Source organism: Streptomyces sp. LMG1-1-1.1 (assembly GCF_040815545.1).
Lineage (GTDB): Bacteria > Actinomycetota > Actinomycetes > Streptomycetales > Streptomycetaceae > Streptomyces.
On sequence record NZ_JBFPNH010000001.1, the window covers coordinates 386,460 to 400,270 of the forward strand.

The 13,811-nt window shown below is 72.0% G+C and carries 8 protein-coding genes; 7 read left to right on the forward strand and 1 reads right to left on the reverse strand.

Annotated elements, in window-relative coordinates; genetic code table 11:
- Window positions 1-173: 173 nt before the first annotated feature.
- The 7 genes from MRBLMG1_RS01625 (at window position 174) to MRBLMG1_RS01655 (ending at window position 10,339) form a co-directional block, all read left to right on the forward strand.
- Window positions 174-2,897, forward strand: coding sequence for an NB-ARC domain-containing protein (locus MRBLMG1_RS01625; RefSeq protein WP_367819909.1), 2,724 nt, complete (start codon window positions 174-176; stop codon window positions 2,895-2,897).
- A 187-nt stretch (window positions 2,898-3,084) separates the two neighbouring features.
- Window positions 3,085-4,260: an aminotransferase class V-fold PLP-dependent enzyme gene (locus tag MRBLMG1_RS01630; protein WP_367819910.1), complete on the forward strand. Its 1,176-nt coding sequence runs from the start codon at window positions 3,085-3,087 to the stop codon at window positions 4,258-4,260.
- On the forward strand, window positions 4,245-5,585 hold the full coding sequence (locus MRBLMG1_RS01635; RefSeq protein WP_367819912.1) for an extracellular solute-binding protein: 1,341 nt from the start codon (window positions 4,245-4,247) through the stop codon (window positions 5,583-5,585). The genes MRBLMG1_RS01630 and MRBLMG1_RS01635 overlap by 16 nt, the downstream gene beginning before the upstream one ends.
- Window positions 5,586-5,587: 2 nt before the next feature.
- Window positions 5,588-6,559 carry a carbohydrate ABC transporter permease gene (locus tag MRBLMG1_RS01640; protein WP_367819914.1) on the forward strand — a complete coding sequence of 324 codons (972 nt, stop codon included), beginning with the start codon at window positions 5,588-5,590 and terminating at the stop codon, window positions 6,557-6,559.
- Entirely contained in the window at window positions 6,556-7,371 is an 816-nt protein-coding gene (locus tag MRBLMG1_RS01645) for a carbohydrate ABC transporter permease (protein ID WP_367819916.1), read from the forward strand. The genes MRBLMG1_RS01640 and MRBLMG1_RS01645 overlap by 4 nt, the downstream gene beginning before the upstream one ends.
- 5 nt (window positions 7,372-7,376) lie before the next feature.
- A complete protein-coding gene (locus tag MRBLMG1_RS01650; RefSeq protein WP_367819918.1) occupies window positions 7,377-9,245 on the forward strand; it encodes a glycoside hydrolase family 36 protein in 1,869 nt (622 codons plus the stop codon).
- Between the two features lie 65 nt (window positions 9,246-9,310).
- Entirely contained in the window at window positions 9,311-10,339 is a 1,029-nt protein-coding gene (locus MRBLMG1_RS01655) for a LacI family DNA-binding transcriptional regulator (protein ID WP_367819920.1), read from the forward strand.
- A gap of 67 nt (window positions 10,340-10,406) precedes the next feature.
- Here the strand turns inward: MRBLMG1_RS01655 and MRBLMG1_RS01660 are convergent, their stop codons facing one another.
- Window positions 10,407-13,769: a S8 family peptidase gene (locus tag MRBLMG1_RS01660; protein ID WP_367819922.1), complete on the reverse strand. Its 3,363-nt coding sequence runs from the start codon at window positions 13,767-13,769 to the stop codon at window positions 10,407-10,409.
- Window positions 13,770-13,811: the final 42 nt, after the last annotated feature.

A 13,811-nucleotide genomic window follows, 5' to 3' on the forward strand; every position in this document is an offset into this window, starting at 1 on the left:
AACGCAGGTCGGAGGTCGTTCTCTCATTCGTGAGAGGGCGGCCTTTCGTGCGTTCGGGGTCAGTGTGGTCGCGTGTGCCGTGTCGTGCCGGCAGCGGCGCCCGTTCCCGCGTTCCTCGGCTGTCAGTGGTCTCGGGGAGAATGGGGCCTTTCCTCTCCTGATGGGGGCGCGTGATGCGGTTTCGTGAGAGTGACGTCGTTCAGCACGTCAGGCAGAGTGCGCGAGCGTCTGGATCGGGCCGCGTCAATCAGGCCGGGCGGGATCAGACGATCGTCGAGGGCGACCATGTGGTGAACATCCACATGGGGGCTCAACCACTGGCGGACTTCGCGCGGGTGCGCGTCAAGCCCCCGGTGAACCTGCGTCCCCGTCGGCTGCATGGCCGTGAGGGCATGCTGAGCGAGCTGGGGGCCGGTGATCCGCAGCCCCTGCAGGGAGAGATCACCGTCATCCACGGGTTAGGTGGCATCGGCAAGACGGCGCTGGCCCTGACCGTCGCCGGGGCCGCGCACGGCAAGGGCGCGAGTGTGTGGTGGATCCGCGCGTCCGAGGTGGAGGGCGTCCACGCGGCGCTGCGGCAGATCGCGGTTCAACTGGCGGGCTCCGACGCCGATGCGCGCCATGTCGCCGCCGGGACTCTGAACGCGGTGGACATGGCATGGGAGGCCCTTCACCAGGCGGAGGAGCCGTGGCTGCTCGTCTTCGACGGCGCGGATGACCCGGGGGCCATCGAGGAGGCGCTGGGGGAGGGCTGGTTGGAGGCCTCGGCGGCGGGTGCGGTCCTGGTGACCACTCGGCAGGGCAGTGCGGACATGTGGCCGGAGGCGTGCCGCATGGTGAAGCTCGGCCCGCTGGATCCGTCGTCCGGAGCGGAGCTGCTGCTGGACCTTGCCGGACAGCCGGAATCCGAACGCGACGCCGCGCACGCCCTCTCCGAGCGCTTGCGGGGCGTTCCTCTGGCGCTGCGGCTCGCGGGGCGCTGTGTGTCCCAGCCGCTGTCGCCCGTACGAAGCCTCTCGGCATTTCACCAGGCCCTGGACAGGGACTTCGCGGGCTTCGTCGACCGGGCCGCCCACGCCTCGCTGCGTCCGGGCGGTGACGACCAAGCCCGGCAGCTGGTCATGGAGACCTGGGAAGTGTCGCTGGACGCGCTGGAACAGCAGGGCATCGCCCACGTGAGGTCGGTCCTCAGGGTGCTGGGGTGCTGGGCGGCCCACCCTGTTCCGGTGGGGCTGCTTTCACCGAAGGTTCTGCAGAGGACGCACGGCACCGGTGGTGCTCCTTGGGACGCGCTGGCCGTCGAGCGTGCGTTGAGGGCTCTTCACGCGGCCGGATTGATCGACATCGTCGACGAGAGTCCAGTGGTCCGGCCGGTGGAGGACGACGCCTTCTACCAGTGGGCCGAAAGCGCGGGAGCCCAGGAGTGCATCGTGGTGCATCCGCTCGTCGCCGAGGTGAACGCCGCCCAGCTGGCCAACTCTCCCTCGCGCCGCCCTACATGGGCCGCCGCCGTGCGGTGCCTCGGGGCGCTCCGAGGGATGTGGGGAACCGGCGCCTCCGTGGGGTACTGGCAGTTCGTGATCCCCCACCTCGCGTCCGTCGCGTCGCGTCTGCCCGACACGTACGACGACCTGTTCGAGGTCGCGGTGGAGACCCAGATGTACCTCAGCAAGTACCTGCGGTTCTCCGGTCAGTACGAGGCCGGCTACCGATCGGCGATGCTCCTCCACGAACGGCTCGACAGCTTCCGTGTCCGTGACCTGATCCGTTTTCTGGTCATGTACGACTGCGGGGAATGGTCCTGGCACATGTCCCGGCTCGACGAAGCCGGTGCCCTGACCTCGGAGGCCTGCCGACTGGCCGAGTCGACACCGGGCATCGACGAGTTCCTGTCGTTGATGAGCCGTGAGCTGGCCGTGGCCATTCACGCGGAGCGCGGGTTCCTGGACGTGGGGGAGCGGATGGCCCGCGAACTGTGTGACGAGCTCGAAGGAAAGCCGCGGTTCGTCCAACTCTCCCTGCAGGCGCACCATCACCTGGCCACCATCCTCAGGGAATCCGGGCGACTCGCTGAGGCGGAGACCCACTCCCGGAAGGCGGTCGACTTCACGGACACAGTGGATGTCGCTCCCTTCAGCCGCGCGGTGATCTGGCACGAGCTGGGCGTCATCCTGTGGCACCGCGGCCACCTTGACCAGGCGCGGCGCCTGCTCACAAACGTTCTCGCGCTCCAGAGGAAGTCGCTTCCGCCCTGGCACCCTTCCCTCCTCGTGACGCGGTACGACCTGGCCTCCATTCACGGAATCCAGGGCCATAAGATCCGGGCGTACTTCGAATTCATGGACATTCAGCTGATCGAGGAAGACATCCTCGGAAAGTGCCATCGGAATACGTTGCAGACGAGGCACCAAGTAGGGCAGATCCTGGTGGAGCTGAAGGAACTCGACCAAGCCGAGGTCGTCCTTCGTGGCGTCGAGGAGGGATATCGCTCCGAAGGGCTCCTGAACAGATCCGCCGACGTGATGTCCACGAGACACGAGAGGGTCCACATCAAGGCCCAGCGCGGCCGCACCGCCGAAGCCCACCGCGAATGGCGCCACATCCTGGCCGAGGAGCAGAGGGACCTGGGGGCCGAGCACCCTTCGACGCTCAGGACGCATTTCAACTGGGCCGTCTGCTGGGCGGCCATGGGTCTCCCCGGCCCGGCGTGCAGGGAGATGAGGAAAGTCCTGGCGGCTCGCCGCCGCGTCCTCGGCGCCGACCACTACGAAACGCGTGAAGCCGTGCGCACCCTGGCGGATCTGGCCCGCCTCCCTCCGCAGGGCTGGCGGTTCGGCGGCACCGGCCGCGTCACCGAGCCGTACAACCGCGAAGGCCGCCGCAGGTCGGCTGACTGAGGACGGCGGCTGGGGTGCGCGGAGGGCGCCGTCGCGGAGCAGGTTCCGGCCTGCCGTGCGTGGGTCGCTGGGTCGCCCGGTGGTGGACGCGATCGTGAGGAAGGTCTTGCCGGGACGGGTTGGTGTCTCTACTGTGAACCTTCAAATTCCAGGGATTGCTTGTCCTTGGGTTCACTAGGGACGAATTTTGAACGATCAAATTTGCGGGGCGCCGGTGGTGGGGTACCTCGACTACGCCAGGGTCGGGCCGGTCGGCGGGCGGGCTGTGGGGGCGATGGCGGAGGCGGTGGGGCTGGCGGCGCGGTCGGGGCCGGGGGAGCTGGCCCGGCTGTTCGGGCTGAGTGACGCGGCCAGGGGGTCGGCGGCGCGGTTGGTGGGGGCGGGAGTGGACGAGGTGGCGCTGGTGCCGTCCACGAGCAACGGGTTGTTCACGGTGGCCGCGGGGTTGCGTGGGGCGGGGGTCGTGTTGGTGCCGAGGGGAGAGTTCCCGGCGAACGTCTATCCGTGGGTCCGGTTCGCGGGGCGGGGCGGGCCGGACGTGCGTTTCGTCGAACCGGACGGGGGACGGCACGTCACGGCCGATCTGGTGCGGCGCCATCTCACGCCGGAGGTGACCGCGTTGGCCGTGAGCGCGGTCGACTCGCTGTCCGGGCACGTGGCGCCACTGGCCGCGCTGAAGGAGGTGCTGGGGCCGGATCGGCTGCTGATCGTGGACGCCATCCAGGGGCTGGGCGCCGTTCCGCTGGAAGTGGACGCGGCCGATGTGCTGGTCAGTGGTGGGCAGAAGTGGCTGCGCGCGGGGTGGGGTGCGGCGGTGCTGCTGGTACGGGACCGGTGTGCCGGGCGCCTGGAGCCCGGGCTCGGGGGGTGGGCGGGGGTGACGGAGCCGTTCGCGGAGCGGCATCCGGCTCCGGCGTTGCCGGGGGCCGCGGCGCATCTGGCGACCAATCCGGACTTTCCGGCCGCCGCGGCGCTCGGTGCGGCGATCGACGGGCTGCTCGCGGGGGGCGGTCCGGCGGTCGTGGGGACCCGAATCAGGGCCGTACTCGCCGACTTGCTGGAACGGGCGCGGCGGGCGGGCGCCGAGGTCCTGCTGGACGGCCTCGGGGAACGGGAGCGTGCCGGGATCGGCGCGTTCCGGCTTCCCGGGCACGACCCCGCCGCCGTGCACCGGGCCCTCGAAGCGGCCGGTGTGATCACCACGCGCCGCGGCGAGTGGATCCGGCTCTCGCCCCACGCCTGCACGCCGGCCGCGGCGGCGGACCTGTTCACCGAGGCGCTGCGCGCGCTGGTCCCCGGCGCCGGCCACGCCCGCACGTACACCTACACCGACCACAAGGAGCAGACATGTCCCACCACCTGAGCCGACGTCAGATCCTGCACCTGGCCACCGCCTCCGCCGCCGGAGCCGGCCTCGCCGCCTGCGGCGGGGGGAGCGGCGGATCGGGTGCGGGGGCCGGTGGAGCCGACGGCGACAGCGGTCCGATCACCGTGTGGAGCTGGACCACCGCGGCCGAGGCGCTGCGCGGGGTCGTCCCCTCCTTCGAGCGGGACAACCCCGGGATCAAGGTCGACGTGCAGGACCTGGGGAACCCGGCGATCTGGGACAAGATCACCGTGGGGCTGGCGTCGGGCGGCAAGGGCCTGGCCGACGTCCTCCACATCGGTGTCGACTACCTTCCCGGCTACCTGGAGAAGTTCCCGCAGGGGCTCGCCGACCTGTCCAGGCTCGGAGCCGACCGGTACGAGGACGCGTTCGTCCAGGGATTGTGGCCGACCGTGATGGGCAAGGACAGAGCGGTCCACGCGCTTCCCTGGGAGGTCAACCCGCTCGGCCTGTTCTACCGGCACGACTACTTCGAGAAGGCCGGGGTCGACCCGGCCTCGCTCGCCAGCTGGGACGACCTGATCGCCGCGGGGCCGAAGATCCGTGCCGCGACCGGTGCCCAGTTGCTCGGGCTCGACAAGCCCGGCACGACCCAGGACATGGACTTCTTCCAGAACCTGATGCAGCTTCAGGGCGCCTTCTACTTCGACCGCGAGGGCAGGGTCACGCTCGGCTCCCCGCAAGCCGTCCAGGCCCTGACCGTCATCAAGCGGCTCGACGACGCCGGACTCCTCGCCGACACGGCGGGGCAGGGCACCTGGAAGCGCCTGGTCGGTCAGGGGAAGCTCGCCACCGCCCCGTACCCCGCCTGGGCCGTCGACTACCTGGCCACCAAGTTCCCCGCCCAGAGCGGCAAGTGGCGCGTGATGCAGCCGCCGGCCGCGATACCCGGGGGCGGGCGGAGCGCCATCGTCAACTCCACCTATCTGACCGTCTCCGCGACGAGCAAGCGCCGCAAGGCCGCCTGGAGATTCGTCGAGTACGCGCTCACCAAGCCGGCGGAGATCAACCGGATGTTCGCTTCCGGCGGCGTGTTCCCCGCCCTCAAGGCGGCTTACACGGACCCGAAGTTCACCGCGCCGCAGCCCTTCTACGGGGGCCAGCCCGTGCTGCGGTCCTTCGTCGAGTCGCTCGACGCGGGGGCGGACGCGACCAACTTCACCGGCGACTACAGCCGTGCCCTGAAGCTCGCGAGCGACGCCCAGAGCCAGGTCCTGATCAAGGGCGCCGATCCGGCGGAGGTGCTGAAGGCCGCGGCCGAGCAGCTGTCCCGGCAGACCGGCCGGAAGCAGGCGGCCTGATCATGTCCCTCGCCCCGCCCGAACGCGCTCCCGCCACGGGGGCAGCGACCGCGAGCGCGCCCGCCGGCCGCGGCGCCCGCCGGCACACCGGGCGCACCCGCCCGGGCCGGCCCCGGCTGCTGACCCGCACCTCGGTCCCGTACCTGCTGATCACGCCCGCAGTCCTCGGCTTCACGGTGTTCAAGGCGTACCCCATCGCCGCCTCGTTCTGGATCAGCCTCACCACCGGCAACGGCGACGCCGAGCGGTTCGCCGGGCTCGCCAACTACCGGCGCCTCCTGGCCGACCCGCTGTTCTGGACGGCGCTGCGGAACACGGCGCTGATCCTGGCCGTGCAGGTGCCGCTCATGCTCGGCCTCGCCCTGCTCGTCGCCCTCGGCCTCAACTCGGCCAAGGTGTGGCTGCGACCGCTGTGGCGACTCGGCGTCTTCGTCCCGTCGCTGACGGGCCTGGTCGCCGCCGGGGTGATGTTCTCCGTCATCCTCAACCGCGACGCGGGACTGCTCAACTGGGTGCTGTCCCTCGTCGGCATCGACCCGGTGAACTGGCTCGGCAGCCCCTTCTGGGCCCGCGTCGGCGTCGTCCTCGTCATCACCTGGCACTACACGGGCTACAACGCGGTGATGTACCTGGCCGGTCTGCAGGGCATCCCGAAGGAGCTGTACGAGGCCGCGATGGTCGACGGGGCGGGGCCGGTCCGCCGCTTCTTCGCCATCACCCTGCCCCAGCTGCGGCCGATCCTCCTGCTCACCGTGGTGCTCTCCACCATCGGCACCCTCCAGCTCTTCGACGAGCCGTACGTCCTCACCGGCGGCGGCCCCGACAACGCCACCCTCACGGTCACCATGTACCTCTACGACAACGGCTTCAAGTACTTCGACTTCGGCTACGCCTCGGCCCTCGCCTACGCGCTCGCGCTGATCGTGTCCGTACTCGGCGTCCTCCAGGTCCGCCTGATGGGAGAGCGCCGATGAAGGCCCGCGGCCCCCTGCTCACCCTGCTGCTCGCGGGCGCCTTCGGGCTCTGCGTCGGCCCCTTCTACTGGCTCGCCATGGCCGCCACGCAGGACGACAAGGACGTGTTCTCGTGGCCGCCGAAGCTGCTGCCCGGCGGCCATCTCATGGAGAACCTCCACGGACTCCAGGAGTCCATCGGCCTCACCCGCGTCCTCCTCAACACCGTCCTGGTGGCGGGCGTGCAGACCGTGGGCGCCGTCGTCGTGTCGGTCCTGGCCGGCTACGCCTTCGCCAAGTTCGACTTCCGCGGCCGGAACCTGTTCTTCGTCCTGCTGCTCAGCACCCTGGTCATCCCCGACACGGTGATGCTGATCCCGATCTTCCGGATGATGATGGAACTGGGGCTGATCGACACCTACCAGTCGGTCGTCCTGCCCGGCCTGGTCACCCCGTTCGGCATCTTCCTGATGCGGCAGGCACTGCGGTCCATGCCGGACGAACTCCTGGACGCGGCCCGCGTCGACGGCGCGGGCGAGCTGCGGGTGCTGTGGCGGATCGTCATCCCGGTCAACCGGCCGATCATCGCGGCGCTCGCGCTGTTCGTCTTCCTCGGCGGCTGGAACCAGTTCGTCTGGCCGCTGATCGCCCTGCGCAGCCCCGAGATGTACACGCTGCCCGTGGCCACCGCGACCCTGCAGGGCCTGTCGACCACCAACTACGCGCAGGTGCTGCTCGCCGGCGCCATCGCCGCCATCCCGGTGATGGCCCTCTTCCTCGTCCTGCAACGCCAGTTCATCTCCGGCCTGCTGGCCGGGGCCACGAAGGAGTGACCACCGTGACCACCGCACCGGACACCGCCGCCCCGCAGCCGGTCCCCGCCTGGCGCCCGGGCATCGCGGCCGGGGACACCCCCGGCACCGTCGTCCACCGGCAGCTCCCCACCGGCCTGCACCACACCACCGGAACCCCGCTCGTCGTCCACCTCACGGGCCTCGGCGGCGACGCGTGGGAGCCGGTCGCCACCGCGGTCGCCGACGGTGTGGCACTCGTCGAGGTCAGGGCGTCGGACTCCGTCACCGTCCGCGCCGAATGGCGCGTCCCCTGCGTCGGAGCCACCGCCTACTGGACGCCGAACACCGACGCCTCCCGCTGGCTGCCGCCGTCCTGGATCGCCCCCCGGACCGTCTCGCTCGCTCTGGGCGCCCCCGTCGCCAGCCTGGTCGGCTCCGACGACCGCGCGCTGTGCACCGCGGCGGCCGGCGAGACGACCGCGCCCGTCCGCGTCGGCGCCGGAGTGGTGGAGGAGAGCGGCGAGTTCGCCTTCACCGTGGAGCAGGAACTCACCCCGGACGGACCGCCGTTGCGGCTGCGGATCGACGTCGGCGGGCGCCACTTCGCCGACACCCTGAGGGGCGTCACCGACTGGTGGGCCGAGGGAACGCGGCACCCCGGAGTCGCCCCCGCGGCGCGGATGCCCGCCTACTCCACCTGGTACAGCCTCCACCAGAACGTCGACGCCGCCGCCGTCGAACGCCAGGCCGCCCTGGCGGCCGCCGTCGGCTGCGAGAGCGTCATCGTCGACGACGGCTGGCAGACCGCCGACCGGACGCGCGGCTACGGGCACTGCGGCGACTGGGAGCCCAACCCCGAGGCGTTCCCCGACCCCGCGGCCCACGTCGCCGAGGTCCACCGCCTCGGCCTCGCCTACCTCCTCTGGTACGCGGTGCCGTTCATCGGCCGGCGGAACGAGGCCTGGGAGCGTTTCAAGGGACTGACCCTGCGCGAGGAACCCCACCTGGACGCTGCCGTGCTCGACCCCCGCCACCCCGACGTCCGCACGCACCTCGTGGACCGGATCTCCCGGGCCGTGGAGGAGTGGGACATGGACGGCGTGAAGCTCGACTTCATCGACCGCTTCGCCGTCGCCGACCCGCCGCCCGCACCGGCCGGCGCCGACCACGCGGCGGTCCACGACGGCGTGCGCCGACTGCTCGCCGATCTCGACGACCGGCTGCGCCGCACCCGGCCTGACGTGATCGTCGAGCACCGCCAGCCGTACGTGAGCCCCGGGCTCTGGCCGTACGCCACCATGGTCCGGGCCACCGACTGCCCGCTGAGCCCCGCCGAGAACCGCCAGCGCACGGTCGACTGCCGGCTCCTCGCCGGCCCGCTCGCCGTCCACGCCGACATGATCATGTGGAACGCGGCCGAGAAGCCCGAGGCCGTCGCCGTCCACCTGGTCAACGCCCTGTTCTCGGTGCCGCAGATCTCCGTCGACCTCGGCGCCCAGACCCCCGACCAGCTCGCCGTCCTGGGCTTCTGGCTCGGCGTCTTCCGCCGGTACGCCGACGTCCTCCAGCTCGGCGCGCTGGAACCGTCGCGGCCGGACCTCGGATACCCCCTGGTCCGCGCCCACGACGGCCGCACCACGGTCGTCGCGCGCTACGCGCCGCTGCCCGTCGTCCTCCAGGGCCCGGACGGCACGGAGGGGCCCGGCACCGACGCGCCCCGGACCCTCCTCGTCGCCAACGCGGACGCCGACCCCGTGGTGCTCCTGGCCGCCGACCGGCCGGAACGGGCCCTCGCCCGCGTCCAGGACTGCCGTGGTGAGATCCTGTCCGAGACCGTGCTCGACCTCGTCGCCGGCATGAACCCGGTGACCGTGCCGACCGGCGGCCTGCTCACCCTGACGCGCGAGCACTGAACGACGGGGGGCGGTGGGCGGCCGTCCGCCGCCCCCGCCCGCCGACCAGCGCCCACAGAGGAACGATGACCGCTCGACAGGTGACCATCGAGGACGTCGCACGGACGGCGGGAGTGTCCCGCCAGACCGTCTCGAACGCCCTCAACGCACCCCATCGGCTGCGCGCGACCACCCTCGCCCGGGTCACCGCCGCCGTCGAGGAGCTCGGCTACCAGCCCGACCAGTCCGCCCGCAGCCTGCGCACCGGCACCCGCAGGGTCATCGGCTATCCCGCCCCGGCCGACAATCCCGCCGACCCCAACCCGCTGATGGGCGGCTTCCTCCAGGCCCTGGTCAGCGCCGCCGACGCCGTCGGCCATCGTGTGCTGCTGTTCCGCTGCGACCCCCAGCAGGGCGCCGGAGCGGTCGCCAAGTCCTTCCACGGGCTGATCGCCGCCCGCCAGGTCGACGGGTTCGTCCTCTCCGACGTCGTCCACGACGACCCCCGCGTCGACGTGCTCGCCGAGGCCGGGTTCCCGTTCGCCGCCTTCGGCCGCACGGCCCCCGGCCGCCCGCAGAACTGGGTGGACATCGACTCCGCCGCGGCCACCGCCGAACTCGTCCGCCGCCTGCTCGACCAGGGGCACCGCCGGATCTGCTACGTCAACTCCGCCGCGTCCCTGCCCTGGCTCGCCGACCGCAGGGCCGGCCTGCTCCAGGCCGGGGCGGCCGCCCCCGACGGCGCCTTCGAGGTCGGCGTCCCCGACGACGACCCGGCCGCGCTCTCCCACGCCGTCCAGCGCCTCCTCACGGGACCCGACCGGCCGACCGCGCTGGTCTGCGCGAGCGACTGGCTCGCCCTCTCCGCCTACCAGGCGGTGCGCGCGGCCGGTCTCGCCGTCGGTACCGACGTCGCCGTCACCGGCTTCAACGACCTGCCGCTCTGCACGCTGCTCCAACCCGCCCTCACCAGCGTGCGCCTGCCCCTGGCCGGCATCGCCCACGCACTCGTCGACCGGCTGATCGGCGCGGTCGAGGGATCGGCCACCGCCCCGACGGCGGGGCTCCTGCTCCCGGCCGAGCCGGTCGTACGGGCCAGCACGCCGGACCGGTAGGGAAAACGGAACGTGCCGGAAGGCGTCCTCGGACACCTTCCGGCACGTCGTCCTCACACGGGCTGCGTCACTTGCCGAACCACGCGTTGTGGATCTTCAGCGTGGACGTGTTGCCCTGCTTGTCGGTGACCACGGCGGAGAGCGAGACGGCGCTGTCCTTCGCCGGGTTCCGGACGGAGACGGCGCCGTTCGTGACCTGAACCGGCTGCCAGGTCTTCCCGTCGTCGTAACTCACGGACACGGTGAGCGACTTGAGGTTGCGACCGGCCGCCGAGCCCTGCACGGTCACCGGGACGAGGACCGTCCGGCCCGCCGGGGCGCGGGTGGAGAGGTCGACGGGGGCCGCGAAGCGGACGGTGGAGACCGGCAGGGCCGTGGTGGCCGAGACCTGGCGCGAACGGAACGTGAAACCGGTCTCGATCCGGGTCGAGACCGGGGAGACCTTCACCGGGCGCTCCACCGAGGTCGTCAGCCGGTACTCGGCGTCGGCGGCGTCGACCGTGAACGGCCGCGTGCCGCTCAGCGGGTCGTCGTTCTCGGCGACCTTGACGCCGTCGCGGTACAGCGTCGACGTGACCGAGGTGTACGGAACGGTCCCGACGTGACCCTTCCCGTCGGCGACCAGCGGCACGGCGCCGACGAGCTGCTGCTCGCCCGTGGCCGGGTCGGGAGCGGTGCGGAACACGCCCATGCCCTTGCCCAGACGCGGGCCGAAGACACCGGTGTCGAAGGTCTCGCCGTACGTCCGGCCGGCCTCGTAGCGCTTCGGCGCGACCATCTCGTAGGCGCCCTCGAAGGACGGGTAGCCCCACTGGTCGCGCTCGCCCAGCTGGTTGAAACGGGTGAGCCAGGTGGCGCCGTCGGCGGTGGAGACGTAGAAGGTGCGCGTGCCCGGCGCGGGCTGCGACCCGGAGAACCCGTTGCCCTCCGGGGCTCCCGGCAGGTGGGCGTACGGGGAGGAGAGCACGGTCTTGCCGGGGGCGGGGGAGCCGAGGCGGACCTTGAGGGTGGCCAGCTCGTTCGCCCTCACGTGCCTGGTGTAGCCGGTCGCGACCGTGGAGGTCTTGCCGCCGAAGGCCACCGAGTACTGGCTGGTGGCGTCCTTCACGAAGTGCGCGTCCCAGGTCTGCAGGAGGGAGCCGTCGGTGATCGCCGGGCCCATGTGGGCGGTGCGGAAGCCGGTGAAGCCCCGCAGGACCCAGCCGTTGCCGACGCGCCCGGTCTCGGTGTCGACCTCGTAGTACGTCCCCGCGTAGTCGGCCTTGTCGATGCCGGGCACGGTGAGGTCCACCGGCTTGGTGGTGCGCGCGTCGGCGACGACGGTGGTGTCGCCGGAGACCTCCAGCTTCGGCTGGGCGATCCAGTCGGTGCCGGCGGCGTAGTCCGCCGGGTCCTCGTAGACGGCCGTGTTGAAGGTGTACGTGCCCTTCGGCACCCGGATCGTGTGGGCGCCCGGCTCGTTGTCGACGCGGGCGTCGAAGCCCGCGGCGCCCCCGCCGACGCCGGTCAGGGTACTGGCGAAGTTCCGGGCGTCGGCGCCGTCGCGACCGAGCGCCCGGATGGTGAGGTCGTACGACTCCGCCTCCCGCACGGCCACCGCGGACGACCGGACGGACTGGCCCGCGCCGGTGGCGGTGACGTAGCCCGAGTAGGTGCCGTCGGCGTCGCCGATCCTGGTGTCGGCGACGAGGTCGACCTGGGCCGTGCCGCCCGCGGGCACGGTCACCTTCGGGGCGCCGAGCGAGAAGAACCCGGCCGGGGCCGGCTTCCCCGACGGGTCGAGCGTGGTCACCGACAGGTCGAGGGTGACGTCGGTCGTCCCGAGGTTGCGGTACGTGACCTTCCGGGTGACGGTCTCGTCGTCGGCGTGCGGCCAGAGCGCGGTGCCGAAGGTCAGCGACCCCGGCTCGGCGACGACGCTCTGGGCGAGCGCCTTGTTGACCTGGATCCGGCCGGTGCCCTGCTGGAAGGCGGTGTAGTCGCCGCCCTTGGCGGAGCCGGTCAGCGCGCCCTTGAGTTCGGCGGACTTCCAGTCGGGGTGCCGCTGCTTCAGGATCGCGGCGGCGCCCGCGACGTGCGGGGTCGCCATCGAGGTGCCGTCGATCTGGAGGTAGCCCGGCGCGGGGTGCGGAGTCCCGGGGCGCGTGTCGATGGCGCTGCCGGGAGCGGCGGCCGCCGTGATGGCGACGCCGGGAGCGGTCACGTCCGGCTTGACGGCACCGTCACCGACGCGCGGGCCGGTGCTGGAGAAAGGCGCCAGCTTGTCGTCCCCGTCGACGGCGCCGACGGTCAGCGCGGCGTCCGCGCTGCCCGGCGAACCCACCGAAGAGGCGCCGGACTCCCCCTCGTTGCCCGCCGCGATGGCGAACAGGATGCCCTTCTCGGCGGAGAGCCGGTCGACCGTCTCCTCCAGCGGGTCGACGCCGGGGCTGTCGGGGCCGCCGAGGCTGAGGTTGACCACGTCCGCGCCTTCGGCGGCGGCCCACTCCATGCCCGCGATGACGGCGGAGTCGTCCCCGTAGCCCTCGTCGTCGAGGACCTTTCCGCTGATCACCTTGGCGCCCGGAGCGACACCCTTGTACATGCCGCCGGACTTGGCGCCGGTGCCGGCGGCGATCGACGCGACGTGCGTGCCGTGCCCGACGCGGTCGACGGCGTCGGCGGAGGCGGAGAAGTTCTTCTCGCCGACGACCTGCGTCCTGAGGTCCTCGTGGGTCTTGTCGACGCCGGTGTCGAGGACGGCGATCTTCACGCCCGTACCGTCGAAGCCGGACTCCCACGCCTTGTCGGCGCCGATCTGCCGGACGCTGCGGTCGAGGCGCGCGCCGCGCACGCCGTCCAGCCAGACCGTGGCGATGCCGGTGGCGGCGACGCGCGCGCCGGTGTTCTGCCGGTTGGTGAGCGCCTCCCACACGCGGGCCACGTCGTCCGGGGACGTACGGACGGCATCGGCGTGGAGCGTCGGGAACGTGCGCCGCACCTGCGTGTCGCCGGCCGCCCGCACCTCGGCGCGTGCGGCACCGGCGGCGCCCCCTTCGTACTGCACGATCAGCTTGAGCCCGGCGCGGTGGCTCTCGCGCAGCCGCGGGTCGGTGAGCACGTCGAGGTCGAAGAGCCGCTCGTCGAGGCGGCCGGTCGCGATCAGGTTCCGCGCGTCGGCGGGGACCACGAGGGTCCTGTCGCCGGTGCGCCGCACCTGTACGGGTATCCGCTCACGGCCCTCGGCGGGCTCGAAACCCACCATGCGGCCTTCGGCGTTCACGGTCACGTGGTCGCCGGTGACGAGCTGGATCCTGCGGTCGCCGTCGAGGCGCGCGGTGTCCGGTGCCGTCGCCGCGTTCGCGAGGACGGCCGTCGCGGGGCCGGTCATGCCTGCGACGAGGGCCACCGAGATGGCCGCTGTGATGGTGAAGGCGCGTGTTCGCTTCACATGTGCGCGCAAGTCTCCCCCAGGAGCTTGGGATGAGGTCGA

Excerpts from the sequence above, each read along its gene's own strand:
- MRBLMG1_RS01625 (WP_367819909.1), top strand. The coding sequence starts at position 174 with ATGCGGTTTCGTGAGAGTGACGTCGTTCAGCACGTCAGGCAGAGTGCG.
- MRBLMG1_RS01635 (WP_367819912.1), top strand. The coding sequence starts at position 4,245 with ATGTCCCACCACCTGAGCCGACGTCAGATCCTGCACCTGGCCACCGCC.
- MRBLMG1_RS01640 (WP_367819914.1), top strand. The coding sequence starts at position 5,588 with ATGTCCCTCGCCCCGCCCGAACGCGCTCCCGCCACGGGGGCAGCGACC.
- MRBLMG1_RS01645 (WP_367819916.1), top strand. The coding sequence starts at position 6,556 with ATGAAGGCCCGCGGCCCCCTGCTCACCCTGCTGCTCGCGGGCGCCTTC.
- MRBLMG1_RS01655 (WP_367819920.1), top strand. The coding sequence starts at position 9,311 with ATGACCGCTCGACAGGTGACCATCGAGGACGTCGCACGGACGGCGGGA.